Source organism: Streptomyces sp. NPDC050534, from assembly GCF_044457745.1.
Lineage (GTDB): Bacteria > Actinomycetota > Actinomycetes > Streptomycetales > Streptomycetaceae > Streptomyces.
In genome coordinates, this window is the sequence record NZ_JBITHF010000011.1 from 122112 (window position 1) to 143991 (window position 21880).

The 21880-nt window shown below is 71.8% G+C and carries 21 protein-coding genes; 9 read left to right on the forward strand and 12 right to left on the reverse strand.

The window, feature by feature from the left end:
* Positions 1 to 2 precede the first annotated feature (2 nt).
* The 4 genes from ACIBN2_RS32530 to ACIBN2_RS32545 are packed head-to-tail and all read right to left on the reverse strand — an operon-like array spanning position 3 to position 4661.
* Positions 3 to 878: an XdhC family protein gene (locus tag ACIBN2_RS32530; protein WP_399139786.1), complete on the reverse strand. Its 876-nt coding sequence runs from the start codon at positions 876 to 878 to the stop codon at positions 3 to 5.
* Between the two features lie 11 nt (positions 879 to 889).
* Positions 890 to 3286: an aerobic carbon-monoxide dehydrogenase large subunit gene (locus ACIBN2_RS32535; protein WP_399139788.1), complete on the reverse strand. Its 2397-nt coding sequence runs from the start codon at positions 3284 to 3286 to the stop codon at positions 890 to 892.
* On the reverse strand, positions 3283 to 3780 hold the full coding sequence (locus ACIBN2_RS32540) for a (2Fe-2S)-binding protein (protein ID WP_399140235.1): 498 nt from the start codon (positions 3778 to 3780) through the stop codon (positions 3283 to 3285). Before ACIBN2_RS32540 ends, ACIBN2_RS32535 begins: the two co-directional genes overlap by 4 nt.
* 2 nt (positions 3781 to 3782) lie before the next feature.
* On the reverse strand, positions 3783 to 4661 hold the full coding sequence (locus ACIBN2_RS32545) for an FAD binding domain-containing protein (RefSeq protein WP_399139789.1): 879 nt from the start codon (positions 4659 to 4661) through the stop codon (positions 3783 to 3785).
* A 341-nt stretch (positions 4662 to 5002) separates the two neighbouring features.
* On the opposite strand from ACIBN2_RS32545, the gene ACIBN2_RS32550 reads away from it, so the two are divergent.
* The 9 genes from ACIBN2_RS32550 to hypE all read left to right on the forward strand — a co-directional run bounded on the left by ACIBN2_RS32550 (position 5003) and on the right by hypE (position 15094).
* Positions 5003 to 5383: a DUF485 domain-containing protein gene (locus ACIBN2_RS32550; RefSeq protein WP_399139791.1), complete on the forward strand. Its 381-nt coding sequence runs from the start codon at positions 5003 to 5005 to the stop codon at positions 5381 to 5383.
* Positions 5377 to 6969 carry a cation acetate symporter gene (locus tag ACIBN2_RS32555; protein ID WP_399139793.1) on the forward strand — a complete coding sequence of 531 codons (1593 nt, stop codon included), beginning with the start codon at positions 5377 to 5379 and terminating at the stop codon, positions 6967 to 6969. Before ACIBN2_RS32550 ends, ACIBN2_RS32555 begins: the two co-directional genes overlap by 7 nt.
* Positions 6970 to 7101: 132 nt before the next feature.
* Positions 7102 to 8853, forward strand: a complete 1752-nt coding sequence (locus tag ACIBN2_RS32560) for an enoyl-CoA hydratase-related protein (protein WP_399139795.1) — start codon at positions 7102 to 7104, stop codon at positions 8851 to 8853.
* On the forward strand, positions 8850 to 9437 hold the full coding sequence (locus ACIBN2_RS32565) for a hydrogenase maturation protease (RefSeq protein ID WP_399139796.1): 588 nt from the start codon (positions 8850 to 8852) through the stop codon (positions 9435 to 9437). Before ACIBN2_RS32560 ends, ACIBN2_RS32565 begins: the two co-directional genes overlap by 4 nt.
* A 48-nt stretch (positions 9438 to 9485) precedes the next feature.
* Positions 9486 to 10232 carry a hydrogenase nickel incorporation protein HypB gene (gene hypB, locus ACIBN2_RS32570; protein WP_399139798.1) on the forward strand — a complete coding sequence of 249 codons (747 nt, stop codon included), beginning with the start codon at positions 9486 to 9488 and terminating at the stop codon, positions 10230 to 10232.
* Positions 10229 to 12568 carry a carbamoyltransferase HypF gene (gene hypF, locus ACIBN2_RS32575; RefSeq protein WP_399139799.1) on the forward strand — a complete coding sequence of 780 codons (2340 nt, stop codon included), beginning with the start codon at positions 10229 to 10231 and terminating at the stop codon, positions 12566 to 12568. The genes hypB and hypF overlap by 4 nt, the downstream gene beginning before the upstream one ends.
* A 3-nt stretch (positions 12569 to 12571) precedes the next feature.
* Entirely contained in the window at positions 12572 to 12889 is a 318-nt protein-coding gene (locus ACIBN2_RS32580) for a HypC/HybG/HupF family hydrogenase formation chaperone (RefSeq protein ID WP_399139800.1), read from the forward strand.
* Positions 12886 to 14031: a hydrogenase formation protein HypD gene (hypD, locus tag ACIBN2_RS32585; protein ID WP_399139802.1), complete on the forward strand. Its 1146-nt coding sequence runs from the start codon at positions 12886 to 12888 to the stop codon at positions 14029 to 14031. Before ACIBN2_RS32580 ends, hypD begins: the two co-directional genes overlap by 4 nt.
* Positions 14032 to 14104: 73 nt before the next feature.
* On the forward strand, positions 14105 to 15094 hold the full coding sequence (gene hypE / locus ACIBN2_RS32590; RefSeq protein WP_399140236.1) for a hydrogenase expression/formation protein HypE: 990 nt from the start codon (positions 14105 to 14107) through the stop codon (positions 15092 to 15094).
* Between the two features lie 66 nt (positions 15095 to 15160).
* Here hypE and hypA read toward each other — a convergent pair whose 3' ends face one another.
* The 8 genes from hypA to ACIBN2_RS32630 all read right to left on the reverse strand — a co-directional run bounded on the left by hypA (position 15161) and on the right by ACIBN2_RS32630 (position 21612).
* On the reverse strand, positions 15161 to 15499 hold the full coding sequence (gene hypA / locus ACIBN2_RS32595; protein ID WP_399139804.1) for a hydrogenase maturation nickel metallochaperone HypA: 339 nt from the start codon (positions 15497 to 15499) through the stop codon (positions 15161 to 15163).
* A 7-nt stretch (positions 15500 to 15506) separates the two neighbouring features.
* The gene (locus ACIBN2_RS32600) at positions 15507 to 15692 is read right to left on the reverse strand and encodes a hypothetical protein (RefSeq protein ID WP_399139806.1); all 186 of its coding nucleotides are present in this window, start codon (positions 15690 to 15692) and stop codon (positions 15507 to 15509) included.
* A gap of 27 nt (positions 15693 to 15719) precedes the next feature.
* Positions 15720 to 15926 (reverse strand): hypothetical protein, encoded by a 207-nt coding sequence (locus ACIBN2_RS32605; protein WP_399139808.1) that lies wholly within the window; start codon positions 15924 to 15926, stop codon positions 15720 to 15722.
* Between the two features lie 41 nt (positions 15927 to 15967).
* Positions 15968 to 16549, reverse strand: coding sequence for a DUF5947 family protein (locus ACIBN2_RS32610; RefSeq protein WP_399139810.1), 582 nt, complete (start codon positions 16547 to 16549; stop codon positions 15968 to 15970).
* Positions 16546 to 17121, reverse strand: a complete 576-nt coding sequence (locus ACIBN2_RS32615; protein WP_399139811.1) for a NifU family protein — start codon at positions 17119 to 17121, stop codon at positions 16546 to 16548. Before ACIBN2_RS32615 ends, ACIBN2_RS32610 begins: the two co-directional genes overlap by 4 nt.
* A complete protein-coding gene (locus ACIBN2_RS32620; RefSeq protein ID WP_399139812.1) occupies positions 17114 to 18907 on the reverse strand; it encodes a nickel-dependent hydrogenase large subunit in 1794 nt (597 codons plus the stop codon). Before ACIBN2_RS32620 ends, ACIBN2_RS32615 begins: the two co-directional genes overlap by 8 nt.
* 67 nt (positions 18908 to 18974) lie before the next feature.
* Positions 18975 to 20045, reverse strand: coding sequence for a hydrogenase expression protein HypE (locus tag ACIBN2_RS32625; protein WP_399139813.1), 1071 nt, complete (start codon positions 20043 to 20045; stop codon positions 18975 to 18977).
* 1 nt (position 20046) lies between these two features.
* On the reverse strand, positions 20047 to 21612 hold the full coding sequence (locus tag ACIBN2_RS32630; protein WP_399139815.1) for a hypothetical protein: 1566 nt from the start codon (positions 21610 to 21612) through the stop codon (positions 20047 to 20049).
* Positions 21613 to 21880 lie beyond the last annotated feature (268 nt).

Here is a 21880-nt window from a genome sequence, read left to right on the forward strand (position 1 = left end):
TCCTAGCCCGCCAGCCCCGCGGCGTGCCGGTCCCGGCAGCCGGTGCCGCAGAACCACAACTCGCCGTCGTCCGTGGCCAGATGAGGCGTGTCGGCCCGTACGGTCACCGTCATCCCGCACACCGGGTCGACGGCCTCGGCCGGTCGCGCCGCGAGGACCACGGGCCTCGCCCGTACGGCCTCCACCACCTCGGCCAGGATCGACAGCGCGATCTCGGGCGCGGTGCGGGCGCCGATGTCCAGGCCGGCGGGGGAGTGGATCCGGTCCCGTTCCCCTTGGCCGAGGCCGAGTTCGTCGAGCAGGGCGGAGCCGCGCCGGCGGCTGGCGACGAGCGCGATGTGCGGGACGTCCGCGTCGAGGGCGGCGCGCACCGACTCGGCGTCACCGTGGCCCTGCCCCGCCACGATCACCGCCGCCGTGTGGTCGGCGGGCCGGCCGTCCGGCAGCGACCGCGCGGTGGCGTAGCCCAGCACCTCGGCCAGGGCGAGGAAGGCTTCGGCGATCGGTGTGTCCCCGGCGACCTCGATGAGCGGCGGCGGCAGGACGGGCTCCAAGAAGATCTCCAGCGCACCGCCCGACAGACAGGGGTTGACGACGACCTGCGCACCCGGTGTCTCCGGGAACACGTCCTCGCCCGTCGGCAGCACACGCAGCAGCAGCGGCCCGCCGCCGTGCAGGGCGCCCAGCGCAGCCGTGCGCACCGACCCCTCCGCGCAGTGGCCGCCGACGAAGCCGTCGATCGTGCCGTCGCCGTGGACGATGGCCTCGTCGCCCGGATGCGCGGAGGCCGGCGCCTGGGCGCGCACCACGCGCGCGTGCACGAACGGCACCCGCCGCCGGGTGAGTTCGAGCGCCCGCGCGCTCACTGTGCCGGTCATCGCGACCACCTTCAGATCGGCGGCACGGGCCGGCCCTGCATGGCCTCCCACACCCGTGACGGAGTGAGCGGCATGTCCGCGTGCCGGACACCGAAGGGCTTCAGCGCGTCGACGACGGCGTTGACGATCGCGGGCGGTGAGCCGACCGTCGCGGACTCGCCGACCCCCTTGGCGCCGATGGGATGGTGCGGGGACGGGGTGACCGTGAACCCCGTCTCCCAGTCGGGGACTTCGAGGGAGGTCGGGATGAGGTAGTCCATCAGCGACCCGCTCAGGCAGTTGCCGTCCTCGTCGAAGGCGATCATCTCCATCAGCGCCATGCCGACGCCGTCCGTGAGCCCGCCGTGCACCTGCCCCTCGATGATCATCGGGTTGATACGGGTGCCGCAGTCGTCGACCGCGACGAAGCGGCGGACGGTGACCTTCGCGGTGCCCGGGTCGATGTCGACGACGCAGATGTAGGCGCCGTGCGGATAGGTGAGGTTCTCCGGGTTGTAGCAGATCTGCGCGTCCAGGCCGCCCTCAACTCCCTCGGGCAGATCGCCCGCGCCGTGCGCGCGCATGGCGACGTCCTGGATGGTCACCGACGCCTTGGGGTCGCCCGCCACCTGGAAGGAGCCCTTCTCCCACTCCAGGTCGGCGACGGACACCTCCAGCATCGAGGAGGCGATCAGCCGCGCCTTGTCGCGCACTCTGCGGGCGACCAGTGCCGCCGCCGCGCCCGAGACGGGTGTGGAGCGGCTGCCGTACGTGCCGAGCCCGAAGGGTGTCTGGTCGGTGTCGCCGTGCACGACCTCGATGTCCTGCGGCGGGATGCCGAGTTCCTCGGCGACGATCTGCGCGAACGTCGTCTCGTGGCCCTGCCCCTGGCTCTGCACCGACAGCCGTACGACCGCCTTGCCGGTGGGATGCACCCGCAGTTCGCAGCCGTCCGCCATGCCGAGCCCGAGGATGTCCATGTCCTTGCGGGGCCCGGCGCCGACCGCCTCGGTGAAGAACGACACCCCGATGCCCATGAGTTCGCCCCGGGCCCGCTTCTCGGCCTGCTCGGCGCGCAGTTCGGCGTATCCGGCGAGCCGGGTCGCCAGCTCCATGGTGGGCGCGTAGTTCCCGGAGTCGTACACCCAGCCGGTCTTGGTCCGGTACGGGAACTGCTCGGGCCGGATGAAGTTCTTCGTCCGCAACTGCACCGGGTCCATGCCGAGTTCGTACGCCAGGCAGTCCACCATCCGCTCGACCAGGTACACCGCCTCGGTGATGCGGAACGAGCAGGCGTACGCCACCCCGCCGGGCGCCTTGTTGGTGTAGACGGCCGTCATCCTGCAGTGCGCGGCCTCGATGTCGTAGCTGCCGGTGAAGACGCCGAAGAAGCCGGCCGGGTACTTCACGGGTGCGGCGGTGCCGTTGAACGCGCCATGGTCGGCGAGGACATGGGTCCGGACGGCGAGGATCCGCCCTTCGCGCGTCGCCGCGATCTCGCCGCGCATGATGTAGTCGCGGGCGAACCCGGTGGTGATGAGGTTCTCCGAGCGGTCCTCCACCCACTTCACGGGCTTGCCGGTGAGCAGGGAGCCCACGATCGCGCAGACGTATCCGGGGTAGATCGGCACCTTGTTGCCGAAGCCGCCGCCGATGTCGGGGGAGACCACGCGGATCTTGTGCTCGGGCAGCCCCGCGACGATGGCGTACAGGGTGCGGTGGGCGTGCGGCGCCTGGGTGGTGGACCACAGGGTGAGCTTGCCGTCGACGGCGTCGTAGTCGGCGACCGCGCCGCACGTCTCCATGGGCGCCGGATGCACGCGCGGATAGACGATGTCCTGCTTGACCACGACGTCGGCCCGGGCGAAGACGGCGTCGGTCTCGGCGGCGTCGCCGGTCTCCCAGTCGAAGCAGTGGTTGTCCTGCTTGCCCTCCAGGTCGTCGCGGATGACGGGCGCGTCGGGCGCGAGGGCGGTGCGGACGTCGATCACCGGGTCGAGCGGCTCGTACTCGACGTCGATCAACTCCAGGGCGTCGCGGGCCGCGTAGCGGTCCTCGGCGACGACGAAGGCGACCTCCTGGCCCTGGAAGCGCACCTTGTCGGTGGCGAGGACGGCCTGGACGTCGTTGGAGAGGGTCGGCATCCACGCGAGGCCCTTCTCGGCGAGCATCGCGCCGGTCACCACCAGGCGGACCTTCGGATGCGCCTCGGCCAGGGTGGTGTCGACGGACACCACGCGCGCGTGGGCGAGGGGCGAGCGCAGGATGGCCAGGTGCAGCATGCCGGGAAGCTGGAGGTCGTCGACGTAGCGGCCCTTGCCGCGCACGAAGCGAGGGTCCTCCTTGCGGAGCATCCGCCCGTGCCCGCAGGGCTTCTGGTCGTTGTCGACGAACGCGGTGCGGTGGCCGTCGGGTGCGGTCGTGGTCATGGTGCGCTCGCCTCCGTGGCCGTCGTCCGGGTACCGGCCTCCTCGGCCGCCGCCCACCGGATGGAGCGGACGATGGTGGCGTAACCGGTGCAGCGGCAGATCTGCCCGGAGATCGCCTCGCGGATCTCCTGCTCGGACGGGTCGGGGTTACGGTCCAGCAGGGCACGCGCGGTCATCATCATGCCCGGAGTGCAGAAGCCGCACTGCAGGCCGTGGCACTCGACGAACCCCCGCTGCACGGGGTCGAGTTCGCCGTTCTGCTCCAGCCCCTCCACGGTGCGCACCTCGTGGCCGCCCGCCATCGCGGCCAGCACGGTGCAGGACTTGACCGGCTCGCCGTCCAGCCACACCACGCACGTACCGCAGTTGCTGGTGTCGCAGCCCCAGTGCGTCCCGGTCAGCCGCAGGTGGTCGCGCAGGAAGTGGACGAGGAGCAGCCTGCCCTCGATGTCCCGGGTGACCTCTTCGCCGTTGACGATCATCGTGACCTGCACGTTCACGCCTCCTGTCCGCTCGCCCGGGCCACTGCCCGGCGCAGTACCCGCACGGTCAGCTCGCGCGCCAGATGGCGCTTGTACTCGGCGCTGCCGCGCCGGTCGGTCACCGGCGAACAGGCCTCGGCGGCGATGTCCCCGGCCCGCGCGTACAGTTCCTCGCCGGGCGGATGTCCGCGCATCATGTCGGCGATGCCCGCGATGCCGGCGGTGTTCGGGCCGACGGCGGCGAGTCCCACCCGGGCGTCGGCGACCGTCCCGCCGTCGAGCCAGACGGCCGCGCCGGCCGAGACGACGGCCCAGTCACCGGCCCGCCGCTCGACCTTCTCGTAGGCGCTCGACCCGCCCGGGCGCACCGGGAAGCGCACCTCGGTGAGCATCTCGGCGTCGCCGACCGCCGTCTCGTACGGGCCCTGGTGGAAGTCCTCCATCGACACGACCCGCTCGCCGCCGAGCCCCTGGATGACACAGGACGCGCCCAGTGTCGTGCACACGGCGGAAAGATCCTCGGACGGGTCGGCCTGGCACAGCGAGCCGCCGAGCGTGCCGCGGTTGCGGACCACGGGGTCGGCGATGACGCGCTCCGCGTCACGGAAGATCGGGAAGGCCACGGCCAGTTCGCCGGACTCCAGCAGCTCCCGGTGCCGGGTCATCGCCCCGATACGTATCAGGCCCGGTTCGACACGGATGTAGCCGAGCTCGTCGTGCAGCTCGTTGATGTCGACCAGGTACTCGAAGTTGGCCAGCCTGAGCTTCATCATCGGGAGCAGGCTGTGGCCTCCGGCCACCAGCCGTGCCGTGTCGCCGAGCCGGTCCAGGAGCGCGATCGCCTCGCCGACGCTGTGCACCCGCTGGTACTCGAACGGAGCGGGAACCTGCATGTCACACCCCCATGTCAGGACTCATTGCGCGCTCGGTTCCCAGGGGTGTCAACAGTTGGTTAACCGTTCACTTAAGTTGCCGCGGCGCGCGGTGCGGGGCGCCGGACCGGCACCCGGCAGCGTTGCATTCAAGACAACCTCCCGGGGATAAGGGACAGCCTCCCGAAGATAAACCGTTCGGAATTTCACTCATCCGTGCGCTTGATAGTTCAAAGGGCGCGCTGCAATACTCCGGCTCCCGGATTCACCCCCACCTGATCAGAACCCGAAGGAATCCGGATACCGGCGATTCCAGATTCACCAATCCCCCACAGATTCCGCATGGTAGAAGGTGTGCCCGCGTGAATGCCGAGCAGGCGAAGAACGAGATTTCGGGCAGCTCCGAATTCCAGGTGCTGCGCCATGCCCACCGCCGATCCGGAGTCCGGATGACGTCCGCCGCCGTCGGCGGGTTCCTGCTGTACGTCCTTTTGTCGAGTTTCACCCCCGGCCTCATGAACACGTCGCTGAGCGGTCACCTCACCCTCGGCCTGGCCCTCGGTCTCGGCCAGTTCGTGATGATGGCCCTGATCGCACGGCGCAGGCTCGCTCAGATGCGCACCTGCGCCGACCCGGTCTCCCGCGGCCTGCGCACCCGCCCCCTGCATCGGGAGCCCGGCCGGCCGGACGTTCCCGCCCGGCGTCCCGCCCCGCACCGCGCCGGTAGGTCCCGCACATGGTGACGACCGCGGCCGTCTTCGCGGACCGCTTCAGCCTGCGGCTGACGTTCCTGCTCTTCCTCGCCGTGGTCGTCGTCACCCTCTTCAGCGTGCTGCTGACCGCGCCGCACCGCGACGAGATCGGCGAGTTCTACCTCGGCAACCGCACCATGACACCCCTGCGCAACGGACTGGCGATGTGCGGCGACTACCTCTCCGCCGCCACCCTCCTGGGCAGCACCGGCCTGGTCGCCCTCACCGGCTACGACGGGCTCCTCTACCTCGGCGGCACCGCGATGGCCTGGATGATGGTCCTGCTGCTCATCGCCGAACCCCTGCGCAACGCGGGCCGGTTCACCTTCGGCGACACCGTCGCACTGCGCATGCCGGCCCGGCAGCGGTCCGTGCGGCTCGCCGTGTGCCTGTGCACCCTGGCCGTCACCACTCTCTACCTCGTGGCCCAACTGGTGGGCAGCGTGGCCCTGTTGACCCAGTTCACCGGCGAACCCGGCGCGGCCACCCGCGCCTTGTGTGTCGTCGCCATCGGCACGGTCGTCATCGTGTACGCCGCCCTCGGCGGCATGCCCGGTGCCACCTTCATCCAGATCGTCAAGGCCGTCATGCTCATCGCGGGCGTCTCGGTGACCGCCGTGATGGTGCTGCACCACTACCACTGGAGCATCGACGCCCTGCTCGCCGCGGCCGCCGGCCACAGCGGCATGGGCGCACGCTTCCTAGAACCCGGCCTGCGCTACGGCGCCGGCACCACCAGCAAGCTGGACTTCTTCAGCCTGGAACTGGCGATCGTGCTGGGCCTCGCCGCGCTCCCGCACGTCATGATGCGGCTGCTCGCACCGCGCTCGAGCAGCGTCCTGCGCACCTCGGTGGTCTGGGCGACGGGCCTGGTGTCCCTGGTCTGCCTGGCGGCGGGCGTGCTCGGCCTGGGCGCCACCGCCATCGTGGGCCGCGAGACGATCGCCCGCACGGACCGCAAGGGGGACGCTGCCGTCCTGCTGCTCGCGCACGCGCTCGGCGGGGGCGTCCTGACAGCCCTCCTGTCCTGCCTGGCGTTCGTCACGCTCCTCGCGGTCGCCGCCGGCCTCACCCTCGCCGCGGCCTCCTCACTCGCCCACGACCTCTACGGCGAGGTCGTCCGCAAGGGGCGGGTCGAGCAGACCGAGGAACTCCTCGTCGCCCGGCTCGCCGCGGCCGTCATCGGTGTCCTCGGCATGCTGCTCGCCCTCGTGGCCTGGGGCGCCAACAGCGCCACCCTGGCCTTCCTCGCCTTCGCCATCGCCGCCTCGGCCCTCCTGCCCACCCTCGTCTACACCCTGTTCTGGCGCCGCTTCACCGCGACGGGTGCCCTCCTCAGCCTCTACGGCGGCCTGCTGTGCTCGGTCCTCCTCGTGGTGTTCTCACCCGTCGTCTCCTCCACCCACGACTCGCTCTACCCGTCCGCCGACTTCGCCTGGTTCCCTCTCCAGAACCCCGGCATCGTCTCGATTCCGGCCGGCTTCCTCCTCGGCTGGCTCGGCACGGTCTTGAGCCGGCCCGAAGTCCCCGACACCTACGAAGAGTTCGAGGTGCGGGCGTTGGTCGGAGCCGAGTGACGACCCGTCCGGAGTCTTCCCGCGGGCCGGACCGAAGGTGCGCTCCAGATGGAGCAAGGGAGCTGACGGAGGCGGCCGAAACGCCGCGGTGATCCTTTTCGCGGACACCTGGAACGGCGAGTATGCCGGGTCATGGACATCTTGCTCGTCGTCAGTGCGTTCAACAGCCTGTCCCAGCGCGTGTACGCGGAACTGTCGGACCTGGAACACCGGGTGGACGTCGTTCTCGCCTCGCACGGCGCCGACGCCATTCGCGCCGCCGTGACCGAGGTGCAGCCGGAACTGATCGTCGCGCCGATGCTGAAGACGGCGCTGCCCGAGGACGTGTGGCAGGAGCACACCTGCCTCATCGTGCACCCCGGACCACCCGGCGACCGCGGCCCCGCCTCCCTGGACTGGGCGATCGACGAGGAGGCGCAGCACTGGGGAGTGACGGTCCTCCAGGCCGAGGCCGCGATGGACGCGGGGGACATCTGGGCGTCGGAGTCCTTCACCGTCCCGCCCGTGGGCAAGAGCGACCTGTACCGCAACGAGCTGTCCGACGCCGCGTCGGCCGCCGTCCTGCAGGCCGTGCAGCGGTACGCCGAGGGCTCGTACAAACCGCGGTCGCAGAGCGATCCCGGGGCCGACGTGGTGTGGCGCGACTTCTTCCGCCAGGAGCGGCGCTGGATCGACTGGGAGAAGGACAGCACCCGGACGGTGCTCCGCAAACTCCGCGGCGCCGACTCGCAGCCCGGCGTCCTGGACGAACTCCTCGGCCACGAGGTGTTCCTGCACGGCGGGCACCCGGAGGACAGGCTCCGCGGCCGCCCCGGCGAACTGCTCGCCACCCGCGCGGGAGCGATCTGCCGGGCCACCGTGGACGGCGCGGTATGGATTCCGGAGCTGCGCCCCCGCAAGGCGTCCGGCGACCCGGCGCCCTTCCGCCGCCCGGCGGCCTCCGTGCTCGACGGCCTCCCGTCCCCGTCCGGCGCCGCGACGGCACGCGCGGGCACCGGCGACCCCGCGCTCCGGCTGCCGGAGATGCCCGTCCCGCTGGAACTGCCCGCCGAGCGGCGCACCTGGACGGACATCCGCTACCGGCAGCTCGGCGACGTCGGCTTCCTGTCCTTCTCCTTCCCCGGCGGCGCGATGAGCACGGACCACTGCCGCCGGCTGCTCGCCACCTACCGCTACGCCCTCACCCGCTCCACCTCGGTCCTGGTCCTCGACGGAGGGCGGGACTTCTTCTCCAACGGCATCCATCTGAACGTCATCGAGGCCGCCGCCGACCCCGCCGGCGAGTCCTGGGTGAACCTCAACGCCATGGACGACCTGGTCGAGGCGGTCCTGCGCACCACCGACCGGCTGGTGGTCGCGGCGGTCGGCGGCAACGCGGCGGCCGGCGGTCTGATGCTCGCCCTCGCGGCCGACGAGGTGTGGTGCCGTACGGGCGCCGTCCTCAATCCGCACTACCGGCGGATGGGCCTGTACGGCTCCGAGTTCTGGACCTACACGCTGCCGCGCCGCGTCGGAGCGCGAACGGCCCAGAAGCTGACCGAGGAGGCGCTGCCGATGAGTGCCGCGCACGCCGCCCGCATCGGACTCGTGGACCGTCTTGTCCCCGTCGCCGCGCAGGAGTTCAGCGCCGAGACCGCGCGCCTCGCGGCCGGACTGGGCGACGCCCCGGACCTCCTGCAGCGCATCACGGCGAAGGCCGCGGCACGGCGGACGGACGAGAACGAACGGCCGCTCGCGGAGTACCGGCGCGAGGAACTCGCCCGTATGCGCGCCATCTTCTTCGATCCCCGGGCCGACTACCACGCCCTGCGGTCGGCGTTCGTCCGCAAGCTTCCCGGGAGCTGCGCCCGTCCCCTCTCCCCGCCCGCCGGGGACGCCCTGTGAACGCGCGTGTGCTCGTGGCGGGCGTGGGCAACATCTTCCTCGCGGACGACTCCTTCGGCCCCGAGGTGATCCGCGTCCTGGAGCGCCGTCTGCTGCCGCCCGAGGTGCGGGTGCGGGACTTCGGCATCCGCGGCCTGGACCTCGCCTACGAGCTGCTCGACGGTTACGACATCGCCGTCCTGGTCGACGCGGCCGAACGGGGCCACCCGCCCGGCACGCTGTCCCTGATCGAGGCGGAGGTCCCCGACGGCACCCGCGCCGCCGCCCCGCCCGAGGCGCACGGCATGGACCCGGCCAAGGTGCTGGCCCTGGCCGCGCACCTGGGCGAAGGGCCGCTGCCGCGCGTCCTCGTGCTCGCCTGCGAGCCGAAGGACCGGCCGGATCCGGACGAGGACATCGTGCCCGGCCTGAGCGCTCCGGTGCGCGACGCGGTCGGGCGGGCCGCCGAGGCTCTGCACCGGCTGGTCCCGGTGCTGCTCGCCGACCCCGCGGCCACCCCTGCGTTGAGCCGCCCGGAGGAATCTGCGGACCTGTCCGCGGCCGGGCTCGCCGTCCCCGTGGCAGGCGGCGCCGAGGATCGGTGACGGACCGGATCACTCCGGTTCCTCCGACACCGGCCCGAGGAGCAGCGCATGTGCGATTCCGTGGACGTCACCCAGGCCGTCCTCGCGAAGAACGACGGCCTGGCGGCGAGCCTGCGCAGCGACCTGGCCAGGCGTGGAGTGACCATCGTCAACCTGCTGTCCAGTCCGGGCAGTGGCAAGACGGAGCTGCTCGGACGGGTCCTGGCCCGTGCGGTGGAGCGGGGCATCCCGGTGGCCGCGCTCACCGCCGACCTGGCCACCGAGAACGACGCCCGCCGGCTGGCCCGCTCGGGAGCACCGGTGAAACAGCTGCTGACCGACGGGCTCTGCCACCTGGAGGCCAGGCAGGTGCGCGGCCACGTGGAGAGCTGGCTGCCCGGGGACACCGCGCTGCTCTTCGTGGAGAACGTCGGCAACCTCGTCTGCCCGGCCTCCTACGACCTCGGCGAGAGCCTGCGGATCGTCCTGATGGCCGTGACGGAGGGCGAGGACAAGCCGCTGAAGTACCCCACCGCATTCGCCTCCGCCCATCTGGTCGTGCTCACCAAGACCGACCTCGCCGAGCCGGCCGGCTTCGACGCGGCGGCCTTCGACGCCCATGTGCGGCAGGTCAATCCCGGAGTGGAGATCGTCCGGTCGTGCGCCCGCAGCGGGGACGGCGTCGACGCCGTCCTGGAGCGGGTGCTCGCCGTACGGGACGGGGCGCCCGCCCACCGGCCACCTCTCGCGCCGCACCCCCACGTCCACGAGCACCCGCACAAGGACGCGGGCCTCTCGGCCGGCCGCCTCTCGTGACGGCACCCGCCACCCAGGCCGTCCGCCGCCGCGTCACGGTGCGCGGCACGGTGCAGGGCGTGGGCTTCCGCCCGTACGTGCACCGCCTGGCCGCCGGCCTGACGCTCACCGGGTTCGTGAGCAACACCGCGTACGGCGTGCTCATCGAGGTGGAGGGCGCACCGGACGGCGTCACCCGCTTCTGCGACCACCTCACCGTGGAACCTCCCCCGCTGGCCGTCGTGGCCGGCATGGACGTCGAGGACCTGCCCGTCACCGGCGCCGACGACGCCTTCACCATCCGATCCACCGAGCAGTCCCCGGGCCGTACCCACCTCCCGCCCGACACGGCGACCTGTGCCGACTGCCTGCGTGACCTGACCGATCCGGCGGACCGCAGGCACCGTCATCCCTTCGTCACCTGCACCCACTGCGGGCCCCGCTTCACCATCGCCACCGGGATGCCGTACGACCGGGCCCTCACCACCATGACCGGCTTCCCGATGTGCCCCGCCTGCGCCCGGGAGTACGGCGACCCCGCGGACCGCCGCTTCCACGCCCAGCCCGTTGCCTGTCCCGACTGCGGTCCCCGGCTGCGTCTGGTGCCCGGGTTCGGCAGCGGCATCCACCTAGCGCGGGACGCCGACGCCCTGACGGCGGCGCGGGCGCTGCTGGCCGACGGCCGGATCGTCGCCGTCAAGGGCCTCGGCGGCTACCACCTGGCCTGTGACGCCACCGACGCCCGCGCCGTCGACACGCTGCGCGGCCGCAAGGAACGGGGCGGCAAGCCCTTCGCGGTGATGTGCGCGGACCTCGCCGACGTGGAGCGGTTCGCCGAGGTCTCCGCCGCCGAGCGCGAGGCCCTCACCGGTCCCCGCCGCCCCATCGTCCTGCTGCGCCGGCGTACGTCGGGCGCGACCCTTCACCTGGCGCCCGGTCTGTGCCCGGGCAGCCCGCACGTCGGCGTGCTGCTGCCGTACACCCCCGTGCACACCCTGCTGTTCGGGCTGCCCGGCGACCCGCCGGGTCCCCGGGCTCTGGTCATGACGAGCGGCAACCGTTCGGGGGAGCCGATCGTCACGGACGACGACCAGGCACTGACCCGCCTCGCCGGACTGGCCGACGCCTGGCTCGCCCACGACCGGGTCGTCGCCTCACCGTGCGACGACTCGCTGCTGCGGGTGCGCGAGGACGGCACCGAACAGGTGCTGCGCCGCTCCCGCGGATACGTGCCCCGCCCCCTGCGCCTGCCGCTGGAGCTGCGCCCGGCGCTCGCGGTGGGCGGTGACCTGAAGAACGCGCTGTGCGTCGGCGAGGGCGACCACGCCTGGCTCGGCCCGCACATCGGCGACATGGGCGACCTGACCACCCTGGAGGCGGCACGCGGGGCGGAACTGCACATGCGGCGCCTGACCGGCGTCAAGCCCGTGCTCTTCGCCGCGGACCGGCACCCGGCGTACCACTCGGCCCGCTGGGCCCGGCAGCGGGCACTCCAACTGCCCAAGCCCACACCGGTGTTCGTCCAGCACCACCACGCGCACATCGCCTCGGCGATGGCGGAGCACGGCGTCACGACCCCCGTGATCGGCGTCGCCTTCGACGGCACCGGCTACGGCGACGACGGCACCGTCTGGGGTGGCGAGTTCCTGCTCGCCGACTACGACGGCTACCGGCGCTTCGCCCACCTGACCCCCGCCCCGCTCCCCGGCGGAGACGCGGGCGTGGTCAACCCGTGCCGTCTCGCGCTGGCCCGGCTGTGGGCCGCCGGCCTGCCGTGGGACCCGGACCTGCCCAGCGTCATCGCCTGCGCCTCCGACGAACTGGCCGTTCTGCAACGGCAGTTGACCCGCAACGTGGCCTGCGTTCCCACCTCCAGCATGGGACGGCTCTTCGACGCCGTGTCCTCGCTCGTGGGCGTGTGCCACCGCGCGGGCTACGAGGCCCAGGCCGCTCTGGAGCTGGAGGCGGTGGCCGCGTCGGCCTGGGGCGCCGGCACCCAGGCGTACGCATTCGGCATCACGACGGACCCCGTACAGGCGGACCCGGCACCCGTGCTGAGCGCCGTCGTCGCCGACCTGAGGCGCGGCACCCCGCCAGGCGTGATCGCCGCGCGTTTCCACCGCGGCGTCGCACGGGCCGTCCTGGAGATCTGCCGGCACGCACGCCGGGCCTCCGATCTCGCCGTCGTCGCCCTCAGCGGCGGCGTCTTCGCCAACGCGCTTCTGGAACAGGAGTGCACGGATCTCCTGTCCGGCGACGGCTTCACCGTGCTCCGCCACGGCGAAGTCCCTCCGGGCGACGGCGGGTTGGCGCTCGGTCAGCTGGTGATCGCGGCGCACGGACGACAGAAGGAGTGACCCATGTGTTTGGCAGTGCCCGGCAAGGTCGTGTCCATCGACGACAGCGCCGAACCCCGCACCGGTCTCATCGACTTCGGCGGAGTGCAGAAACAGGCGTGCCTGGAGTACGTCCCCGAGGTGCGGGTCGGTGAGTACGTCATCGTGCACGTCGGCTTCGCGCTGCAGCGTCTGGACGAGGAGTCGGCGCAGGCATCGCTGAAGCTCTTCGAGGAACTGGGCCTGCTGGAGGAGGAGTTCGGCGACGCCTGGGAGCAGGCGGCCAGGGACGCGGGGGTCGCCGCCGTGACCGAGGAAACCCGAGAGAGCGAGGCCCGGTGAAGTACATCGACGAGTTCAACGACCCCGAGCTGGCCCGGCGGCTGCTGGACGACATCCGCGCCACCGCCACCCGGCCGTGGGCGCTGATGGAGGTGTGCGGCGGGCAGACCCACTCCATCATCCGGCACGGCATCGACCAACTGCTGCCCGAACAGGTCGAGTTGATCCACGGCCCCGGCTGTCCCGTCTGCGTCACCCCGCTGGAGGTCATCGACAAGGCGCTGGAGATCGCCTCGCGCCCCGGCGTGATCTTCTGCTCCTTCGGCGACATGCTCCGCGTGCCCGGCACCGACCGAGACCTGTTCCGGGTCAAGGGCGAGGGCGGCGACGTACGCGTGGTGTACTCGCCGCTCGACGCCCTGGAGCTGGCCCGCCGCAACCCGGACCGGGAGGTGGTCTTCTTCGCCATCGGCTTCGAGACCACGGCCCCCGCCAACGCGATGGCCGTGCACCAGGCCCGCCGCCTGGGCCTGGACAACTTCAGCCTGCTCGTCTCCCATGTACGGGTGCCTCCCGCGATCGAGGCCATCATGACGGCCCCGGCCTGCCGGGTGCAGGGCTTCCTGGCCGCCGGGCACGTGTGCAGCGTCATGGGCACGGCCGAATACCCGCGGCTCGCCGACCGGTTCGGGGTGCCGCTCGTCGTCACCGGCTTCGAGCCGCTGGACATCCTCGAGGGCATCCGCCGCGCCGTGCTCCAACTGGAGCGCGGCGAGCACCGCGTGGAGAACGCCTACGCGCGTGCCGTGCGCGAGGACGGCAACCCCGCCGCCGTGCGCATGATCGAGGAGGTCTTCGAGGTCACCGACCGCAACTGGCGCGGTATCGGTCCCATCCCGTCGAGCGGCTGGCGGCTGACCGACGCGTTCCGCGCGTACGACGCCGAGCACCGCTTCGACGTCAGCGGCATCCGCACCGAGGAGCCCGCGGAGTGCCGGGCCGGCGAGGTGCTCCAGGGGCTGATCAAGCCGACCGAGTGCGCCGCGTTCGGCACCACCTGCACCCCGCGCACCCCGCTCGGCGCAACCATGGTCTCCAGCGAGGGCGCCTGCGCGGCCTACTACCTGTACCGCCGGATGAGCGGCGAGGCACCCCAGGCCGAACGGGCCACGGAGCGCGAGGAGATGAACCCCGTTGCCTGAACTCTCCGAGACCACCGTCGACCCGGCCAACTGGTCGTGTCCCGCCCCGCTGCGCGACCAGCCCGTCGTGGTCATGGGGCACGGCGGAGGCGGAGCCCTGTCCGCCGAGCTGATGGAGCAGGTGTTCGCGCCCGCCTACGGCAATCCCACCCTCGCCGGACTCGCCGACTCCGCCGTCCTTCGACTGGGCGGCGCCAGGCTCGCGTTCTCCACAGACTCCTACGTGGTCAGGCCGCTGTTCTTCCCCGGCGGCAGCCTGGGCGACCTCGCGGTCAACGGCACCGTCAACGACCTCGCGATGAGCGGCGCCAAGCCCGCCTACCTGTCCGCGGCCTTCGTCCTCGAAGAAGGCGTGGCGCTGACCGTGGTCGAGCGCATCGCACGCGCCATGGGCACGGCCGCCGAGGCGGCCGGCGTCGTGGTGGCCACCGGCGACACCAAGGTGGTGGAGTCCGGGCACGGCGACGGGGTCTACGTCACCACCGCCGGGGTCGGACTCGTGCCCGACGGAGTGGACATCCGGCCCCAGCGCGCGCGGCCCGGCGACGCCGTCATCGTCAGCGGCCCGATCGGACTGCACGGCGTGGCGATCATGAGCGTGCGGGAGGGGCTCGAGTTCGGCGTGGAGATCGCCAGCGACACGGCCCCGCTCGCCGACCTGGTGGCGACGATGCTCGCGGTCACCCCCGACCTGCACGTGCTGCGCGACCCCACGCGCGGTGGTCTGGCCGCGTCCCTCAACGAGATCGCGCGTGCCTCGGGCACCGGTGTGCGCCTCCAGGAGCGGGCCGTCCCGGTGCCGGACGCCGTCGCCAACGCCTGTGGCTTCCTGGGCCTCGACCCCCTGTACGTAGCCAACGAGGGACGGCTCGTCGCCTTCGTACCCCCCGAGTCGGCGGAGGAGGTCCTCGCGGCGATGCGCGCCCATCCGCAGGGTGCCGGCGCCACGCTGATCGGTGAGTGCGTCGCCGAGCACCCCGGCATGGTCGTGGTCGCGACCGGCCTCGGCGGCACCCGGGTGGTCGACCTGCCGCTCGGCGAGCAGCTGCCGCGCATCTGCTGAACCGCGGACGACGAGGCCCCGGCGGAGCACAGGGCTCCGGCGGGGCCTCGTCCAGGTCGGTCGATGTCAGTCGATCCCGGTGATCTCCAGCTCCCGGCCGCTGCGCAGCTCGGTGGAGGGCCGGTCGCAGCGCGGGCACCAGAAGAAGGGCGGCATGCCCACCGCGAACTCCTCGGCGCACGGGCCGCAGTAGGCCTGCGCGGGGACGTGCTCGACCACGAGCCGTGCCGCCGCGAGGGCGGTACCGTCCCGGGCCACCTCGAAGGCGAAACCCAGGGCGTCGGGAACGACCCCTGCCAGCTCGCCGACCCGGACGGTCACCGCCGAGACGGCGTCCGTCCCGCGGGCCCGGGCGAGCTCGTCGGCCCGCTCGATGATCGCGGTCGCGATCGACAACTCGTGCACGGCGCGCTCACGGGTAGCGGTGGCCGGCGCGCAGTCCGCCGGCCATCCGCCAGATCCGCAGCTCGCGCCGCAGGCTCGGCAACTCCCGCACGAACAACGCCAGTACCAGAGCGCCGACCACCGCGGCCTCGGCCATCAGCAGCCGCTGACCCGTGCTCGCGGCCGATGTGCTTCCCGCTCGTTGGACCGTCATTTCCGGCGACTCCCTACTGTCTGTTCCTCATCCCGGAGGGATGTTCGGCATGACGTCCAGGAGAGCGTCGTGCCGCTTCCAATGGATCCCGGTGGAGCGGCGCGCGTCGGCGGTGCCGTCCTTGTGATGGCCGACCTGCCGCTCGTACGGCCCCTTGTTGCCCTGATGCAGACCGCGCACATGCCCGGTCAGATCGGGTTTGGCCGCGGCGCGGCCGACCCTGATGGTGCCCATGGGTGCTCTCCTTCCTCGCCTCCGCGTCGCGGAGTGCGTCCTCACGACCGCTCGGTGAGGTCCTCGAAGAACCTCTCGACGGCCGACCAGACCTCGCCGCCCCCGGACAGGCCCTGCCATGCGCGGCGTACGACGGCGACCATGCGGAAGCAGTCGTCGACCGGCACGAGCCAGTGGTGGTCGAGGCCGTGGACCGTGTTGACGAGCAGGGCCTCGACGTCGGGCTCCATGGAGGCGAGCTGCGGATGTGCCGCGGCGAGCCGCTGCCAGGCCGCCGCGTCCACCTCCCACCGCATGGCCCCGGCCGGGCTCGGGCCCTCGGCGGTGACCGTGCCGTCGGCCCGGGGCACGAAGAAGACCAGTCCGACGGGCACGCCCAGGACCTCAGTGTCCACCCGGGGCAGCCGGATCCGCCTCCGGGGAACGAGCCGGTAGCGCCCCTCGCCCGCCCCGTCCCCGGCGAACAGCACCGAGCAGGGGCCGCAGGCGCAGCAGACCAGCTGCTCCCCGGTGTCATAGAGATGGGAGTGCTCGCCGGCCACCGGCGCGGCGCACAGGTCGCACCGCTCACCGGCCTCCACGGGGGTGCGGATGAGGCGGGCCAGGGCTCCGTCGGTGGTCACCGTGCACCCCGGTGGGTGAGGGAGGTCAGCGGGACGAAGGCCGCCGGAGCGGCCGCCTGTACCGGCTCCACCGCCGTCAGCTCGGGAGCGGCGGCGAGGACCGCGTCACGGACCACGGCCGTGACGTCGGTCTGCCCGCCGCCGCACCCGGAGCCGCAGCCGCCGCCCGTCGTCAGCCGGACCCGGCCCACTCCCTCCTCCACGCCTGCCCACTCGACGTCCCCGCCGCGTTCCCGCACCGCGGGCCGCAGGCGCTCGACGGCGCGGGCGGCCCGTCGCTCGGCGGGCTCGGGGTGGACGGCGTGCAGGACCAGCAGGTGCCCCACCAGCTCGTCGTCGGCGAGTTGTTCGGCCAGCTGCCCGTCCGCGTGGTCCATGACGCGGGCCAGTGCCTCGCCGTAGACCTCGGTCAGGAGCCGTACCGCCTCGATCGCGGAGCGGGTGGTGGCGCCGGGCGCGGACTCGAGTCCGGCCAGGAGTTCGTCGAGCCGGGCGAGCCTGGCCTCGACCGCCGGGTCCGCGAGCCGCTCGGTCTCGGTCTCGGTCTCGGTCTCGGTCTCGGCCTCAGCCATGGTCGGCTCCGTACGTCGGCGAGTGCAGGGTCGTGAGCGTCTTGCCGTTGCCGACGTACATGTGCACACCGCACGGCAGACACGGGTCGAAGCTGCGCACGGTGCGCATGATGTCGACGCCCTTGAAGTCGTCCGGCCCGTTCTCCTCGAAGATGGGCTGCCCCTGGACGGCGTCCTCGTACGGGCCGGGCGTGCCGAACTTGTCGCGGGGGCTGGCGTTCCACGGGGTGGGCGGATAGGGGTGGTAGTTGGCGATCTTCTTGTCCTTGATCACCAGGTGGTGGGAGAGGACGCCGCGCACCGCCTCGTGGAAGCCGCAGCCGATTGCCTCGTCGGGCACCTCGAAGTTCTCGAACACCTTCGTGTCACCGGCCCGCACCAGGCCCATGGCCTCTTCCACGAACTGCAGGGCCATGGCGGCGGCGTAGGCGACGAAGTACGGCCGGGCGCGGTCCCGTTCGAGGGTGTTGCTCCACTTCGGGACCCGCCACTCCAGGGTCGTCTCCGGCAGCTTCTCGCCCTTGGGCAGCGAGATGCGCACGCTGTTGCCGGTCGCCTTGACGTACGGGGTGTCGACCAGGCCGCTCAGCGCGGTCGACCACAGCCGGGCCAGTGCGCCGCCGCCCGTGTCCAGGGCGAGGTGGTCGCCGGTGCGCCCGTCCAGCCAGCGCGGGCTCATCACCCAGCTGTACTTGTCGTCGAAGTCCCGCTTCTGCGGCACCGGGACGGTGGTCTGGTTCCAGGGGTGGCGCATGTCGACGGGGTTGCCGAGCGGGTCGTGGGTGACGAACGGCTTCTCGTTCACCCAGTCCTCGTAGTAGGAACTGCCGAGCATGATGCGCAGGCCGAGGTTGATGTCGACGAGGTTGTTGGTGACCAGTTCGCCGTCGACGATGATGCCCGGGGTCACGTACATCGCCTTGCCCCAGGCGTTCATGTTCTCGTAGCGGTAGTCGACGACGTCGGGGTTCTGCCAGGCGCCCCAGCAGCCGAGCAGGGTGCGGCGGCGGCCGACCTCCTCGTAGCCGGGCAGTGCCTCGTAGAAGAAGTCGAAGACGTCGTCGTTCATGGCGACGGCCTTCTTGACGAAGTCGATGACCCGCATGAGCCGGCTGAGGTAGTCGGTGAAGACGGTCGGCTGCGGCAGCGTGCCGACGCCGCCCGGATACAGCGTGGAGGGGTGCACGTGCCGCCCCTCCATCAGGCAGAACATCTCCCGCGTGATCCGGCTGACCTTCAGGGCCTCCTTGTAGACCTCGCCCTCGAAGGGGTTGAACGCCTTCATGATGTCGGCGATGGTCCGGTAGCCGTGGATGTCCCCGTGGGGCGCGTCGGTGCGCTCCGCGCGGGCCAGCACACTGGGGTTGGTGGCCTTGACCATCGCCTCGCAGAAGTCCACGAAGACCAGGTTGTCCTGGAAGATCGTGTGGTCGAAGATGTACTCGGCCGCCTCGCCGAGGTTGACGATGTGCTCGGCCAGCCGGGGCGGCTTCACGCCGTACGCCATCTGCTGGGCGTAGCCGGAGCAGGTGGTGTGGTTGTCGCCGCAGATGCCGCAGATGCGCGAGGTGATGAAGCCCGCGTCGCGCGGGTCCTTGCCCTTCATGAACACCGAGTAGCCGCGGAACAGGGACGAAGTGCTGTGGCACTCCACGACTTCCTGGTTGGCGAAGTCGATCTTCGTGTAGATGCCCAGGTTGCCGATGATGCGCGTGATCGGGTCCCAGGACATGTCCACGATCTGCGGCGGTTTGCGTCCGGTGGGCCGTGCCTCGGTGGTGGTCATGGCTGTTACTGCCCCTAGCTGTCGGTGTTCCTCGGGTCCGTGGACGGGGTGCGGGCCTCGGGCGGCGTCACGGCCGCCAGTGCGGGTCGTAACCGCTGGTCAGCTTCTGCTTGTTGTGGCGCCATCTGGGCTCGTGGTTGACGAGTTCGTTGGTGAAGCCGCGCAGGCGGCGGATGACGGCGCCGTACGGCTTGATGACGAGCGACGACAGCGTTCCGCCGGGCGGCTCGTCCATGAACGGCATGAAGGCGTCCGGGAAGCCGGGCATGGTGCAGCCGATGCAGATGCCACCCACGTTCGGGCAGCCGCCGATGCCGGCCATCCAGCCCCGCTTGGGCACGTTGCAGTTGACGACCGGTCCCCAACAGCCCGTCTTCACAAGGCACTTGGGGGAGTTGTAGTCGCTCGCGAAGGCGGCCTGCTCGTAGTACGAGCCGCGGTCGCAGCCCTCGTGCACCGTCTTTCCGAACAGCCACTGCGGGCGCAGCATGTGGTCCAGCGGGGGCGGGGGAGCGTCACCGGCCGCGTGCTGCAGGACCCAGATCAGGGTCTCCATGAAGTTCTCGGGCTGGATCGGGCAGCCGGGCACGTTGACCACGGGCAGCCCGGCCTGGGACGTGTAGTCCCAGCCGAGGTAGTCGGCGAGGCCCATGCAGCCGGTGGGGTTGCCGGCCATCGCGTGGATGCCGCCGAAGGTCGCGCAGGTACCGGCGGCGACCACCGCCCAGGCTTTCGGGGCGAGTTGGTCGATCCACCAGTTGAGGGTCTGCGGCTCGCCGGTCTCCGGGTCGTTGCCGAAGGAGGTCCAGTAGCCGTCGCCCTCGATGATGTTCTGGTTGGGGATCGAGCCCTCGATGACGAGGATGAAGGGCTCCAGGTCGCCGCGGGCCGCGGCCCGGTAGGGAGCGAGGAAGTCCTCGCCGCCCAGGCTCGGGGAGAGCACCTTGTTGACCAGGTTCACCTTCGGCAGGCCCGGGATCAGACCGAGCACGAGGTCCTCGATGGAGGGCTGGTCGGCGGCCGTGAGGGAGACGGTGTCGCCGTCGCAGCTCATGCCCTCGGAGATCCAGAGGATGTGGATCTCGTCGATGCCCTTGCGGTCCTCGGTGCGGTCGCCTTCGGTGGTGTGCGCTGTCATGTCATCGGCCTCCGCTGCAGGGGGTGTCGGAGTCGGTCGGGGGCACTGCCGGGGCTGCGGCGGGAGCCGGTGCCGTCGGCTGGTCCGGTGCGTCGGCGGCCTCGAGCGGTTCGAGTTCGTCGGGCCGGAAGTAGTGGAAGCGGCCGTACCAGCTGTTCAGCTCGGCCGCGGGGTCGTCGTCGAGGGTGACGGTCAGGTGGGTGCTGCCGTCCACGTCGCGGAGCACGGCGGCCACCTGAGCGGTCCGCCCGGCCAGGAACATGTCCTGGGCGTCGGCGCCGCGGCCCCGCGGACGCAGCCGCACGCGGCTGCCGCCCCGCAGGGGGACGCCGTCGACGAGCACGATGTCGGTGGCCGGGGACAGTCCCGCGTCGGCGTCCTCACGCCACCAGGCGGGCCGCTCGGGGGCGGGGGCAGCCGGCGTCAGGGAGCGCACGGCGCCGTGCAGGCGCGCGAAGACCTCCGGCGGCATGGTGTCGACCCGGTCGAGGATCGCGGCGGCCCGCGGATCGGTGGCGCGCGCCTCCAGCTTCTCCTCGTCCGTCAGCAGCATGGTGCGCAGGGTGAGGATCTCGTCGATCTCCGCGGCGTCGTGCAGATCGCCGGGGCTCTCGGGCGCCACCTGGGGGTGGTCGGGCAGGATGATCGGCGAGGAGAGCACCAGGTGTCCGGTGCCCGTCTGCTGGGAGTGTCCGGTGCCCGTCTCCTGCGAGGGGGGCTCGCCGCCGAGTACCGGAAAGGTGAACTCGTTCCGGCACGCACGGGCGTGCTCGCGCAGCTCCGCCGGCGGATCGATCGACGAGGCGAACTCCACGCCTTCGCCGGTGATCAGCGTGTGCGTGGCGATGAGGGCGCGGCACAGGGCCTTGTCGCGGGGGGCCCGCGGATCGGGAGCCGGCCCGCTGTTCACCGTACGCACCCGAAGCCGGAAGAGCCCCTCGCGGAGTTGCTCGGCCATGAGTGTGGCGTCGGCGCTGACCTCCTCGCGCCGCCGGACCACCCGCCCGGCCAGGCCGGGCAGCAGCTCGACGCCCGTGGCACCCGGCGCCCCGACGGCGACAGTGCGTGCGCAGGTCAGCAGGTCGCCGAGGGTGACGGAGAGTTCGGCCTCGTGCGGAACGGCCTCCTCGAAGGTCAGATGCGTCGTGCCGTCGGCGGTCCGCAGCGACGGGACGGCGCGATGGCCGCCGTTCGGGCCGGACTCCTCCACCTGCTTGAGCTGCGTCTGCAGGTACCGCACCCTCACCCGTACGACAGCGTCGGTCCGCTCGGCGCGCAGCAGGCACTCGGTCTGCTGGTACCAGGAGTCGGCCGCGCCGGACAGTCCCGGGACGACCGGCCCGGACGCCTCCGCCCAGTCGCGGGGGAAGAGCACGCCGAACTGCCATCTGACGCGGTTCTTGGCCGAGGAACGACGGTACGGGTAGAGCAGATAGCCCTCGTAGAGGACGGCGTCGGCGACGGAGCTCAGCTCCTCGAAGCCGCGTCGGACCGGGTCGGGCGCCTGGTGCGTGCCGCCGTCAGTGGCAGGACGCACCGCCTCGGCCTCGGTCAGGCCCTCTGCCATCCCGCCTCCTCGGATCCGGTTGCGCGCCCATGCCTTCCACCACCGTCACACCGCAAACCGTGCCCCGCCTCTTCCGGCAGCGGCCCGTGGGCCGTTCAGGTGACGAGAGGCGGACGCAACGGGACGGATGGTTTGCGGGAGCAACCATCGGCCGGTGTCGGTGCCGATGGCTGTGAATGGCGGTGGATGGCTGCGGATCTGCCGGTTCAGGGGTGCGGGGCGCGGCCGTCCGGGGGCCTCCGTGGAACCTCCAGGGGTATGCCGTGCC

Coding starts and splice junctions, on each gene's coding strand:
- ACIBN2_RS32580 (WP_399139800.1), top strand. CDS start 12,572: ATGTGTTTGGCAGTGCCCGGCAAGGTCGTGTCCATCGACGACAGCGCC.
- ACIBN2_RS32555 (WP_399139793.1), top strand. CDS start 5,377: ATGGTGACGACCGCGGCCGTCTTCGCGGACCGCTTCAGCCTGCGGCTG.
- ACIBN2_RS32530 (WP_399139786.1), bottom strand. CDS start 878: ATGACCGGCACAGTGAGCGCGCGGGCGCTCGAACTCACCCGGCGGCGG.
- ACIBN2_RS32560 (WP_399139795.1), top strand. CDS start 7,102: ATGGACATCTTGCTCGTCGTCAGTGCGTTCAACAGCCTGTCCCAGCGC.
- hypE (WP_399140236.1), top strand. CDS start 14,105: ATGGGGCACGGCGGAGGCGGAGCCCTGTCCGCCGAGCTGATGGAGCAG.
- ACIBN2_RS32600 (WP_399139806.1), bottom strand. CDS start 15,692: ATGACGGTCCAACGAGCGGGAAGCACATCGGCCGCGAGCACGGGTCAG.
- ACIBN2_RS32630 (WP_399139815.1), bottom strand. CDS start 21,612: ATGGCAGAGGGCCTGACCGAGGCCGAGGCGGTGCGTCCTGCCACTGAC.
- ACIBN2_RS32605 (WP_399139808.1), bottom strand. CDS start 15,926: ATGGGCACCATCAGGGTCGGCCGCGCCGCGGCCAAACCCGATCTGACC.
- ACIBN2_RS32615 (WP_399139811.1), bottom strand. CDS start 17,121: ATGGCTGAGGCCGAGACCGAGACCGAGACCGAGACCGAGACCGAGCGG.
- ACIBN2_RS32620 (WP_399139812.1), bottom strand. CDS start 18,907: ATGACCACCACCGAGGCACGGCCCACCGGACGCAAACCGCCGCAGATC.
- ACIBN2_RS32545 (WP_399139789.1), bottom strand. CDS start 4,661: ATGCAGGTTCCCGCTCCGTTCGAGTACCAGCGGGTGCACAGCGTCGGC.
- ACIBN2_RS32535 (WP_399139788.1), bottom strand. CDS start 3,286: ATGACCACGACCGCACCCGACGGCCACCGCACCGCGTTCGTCGACAAC.
- ACIBN2_RS32625 (WP_399139813.1), bottom strand. CDS start 20,045: ATGACAGCGCACACCACCGAAGGCGACCGCACCGAGGACCGCAAGGGC.
- hypB (WP_399139798.1), top strand. CDS start 9,486: ATGTGCGATTCCGTGGACGTCACCCAGGCCGTCCTCGCGAAGAACGAC.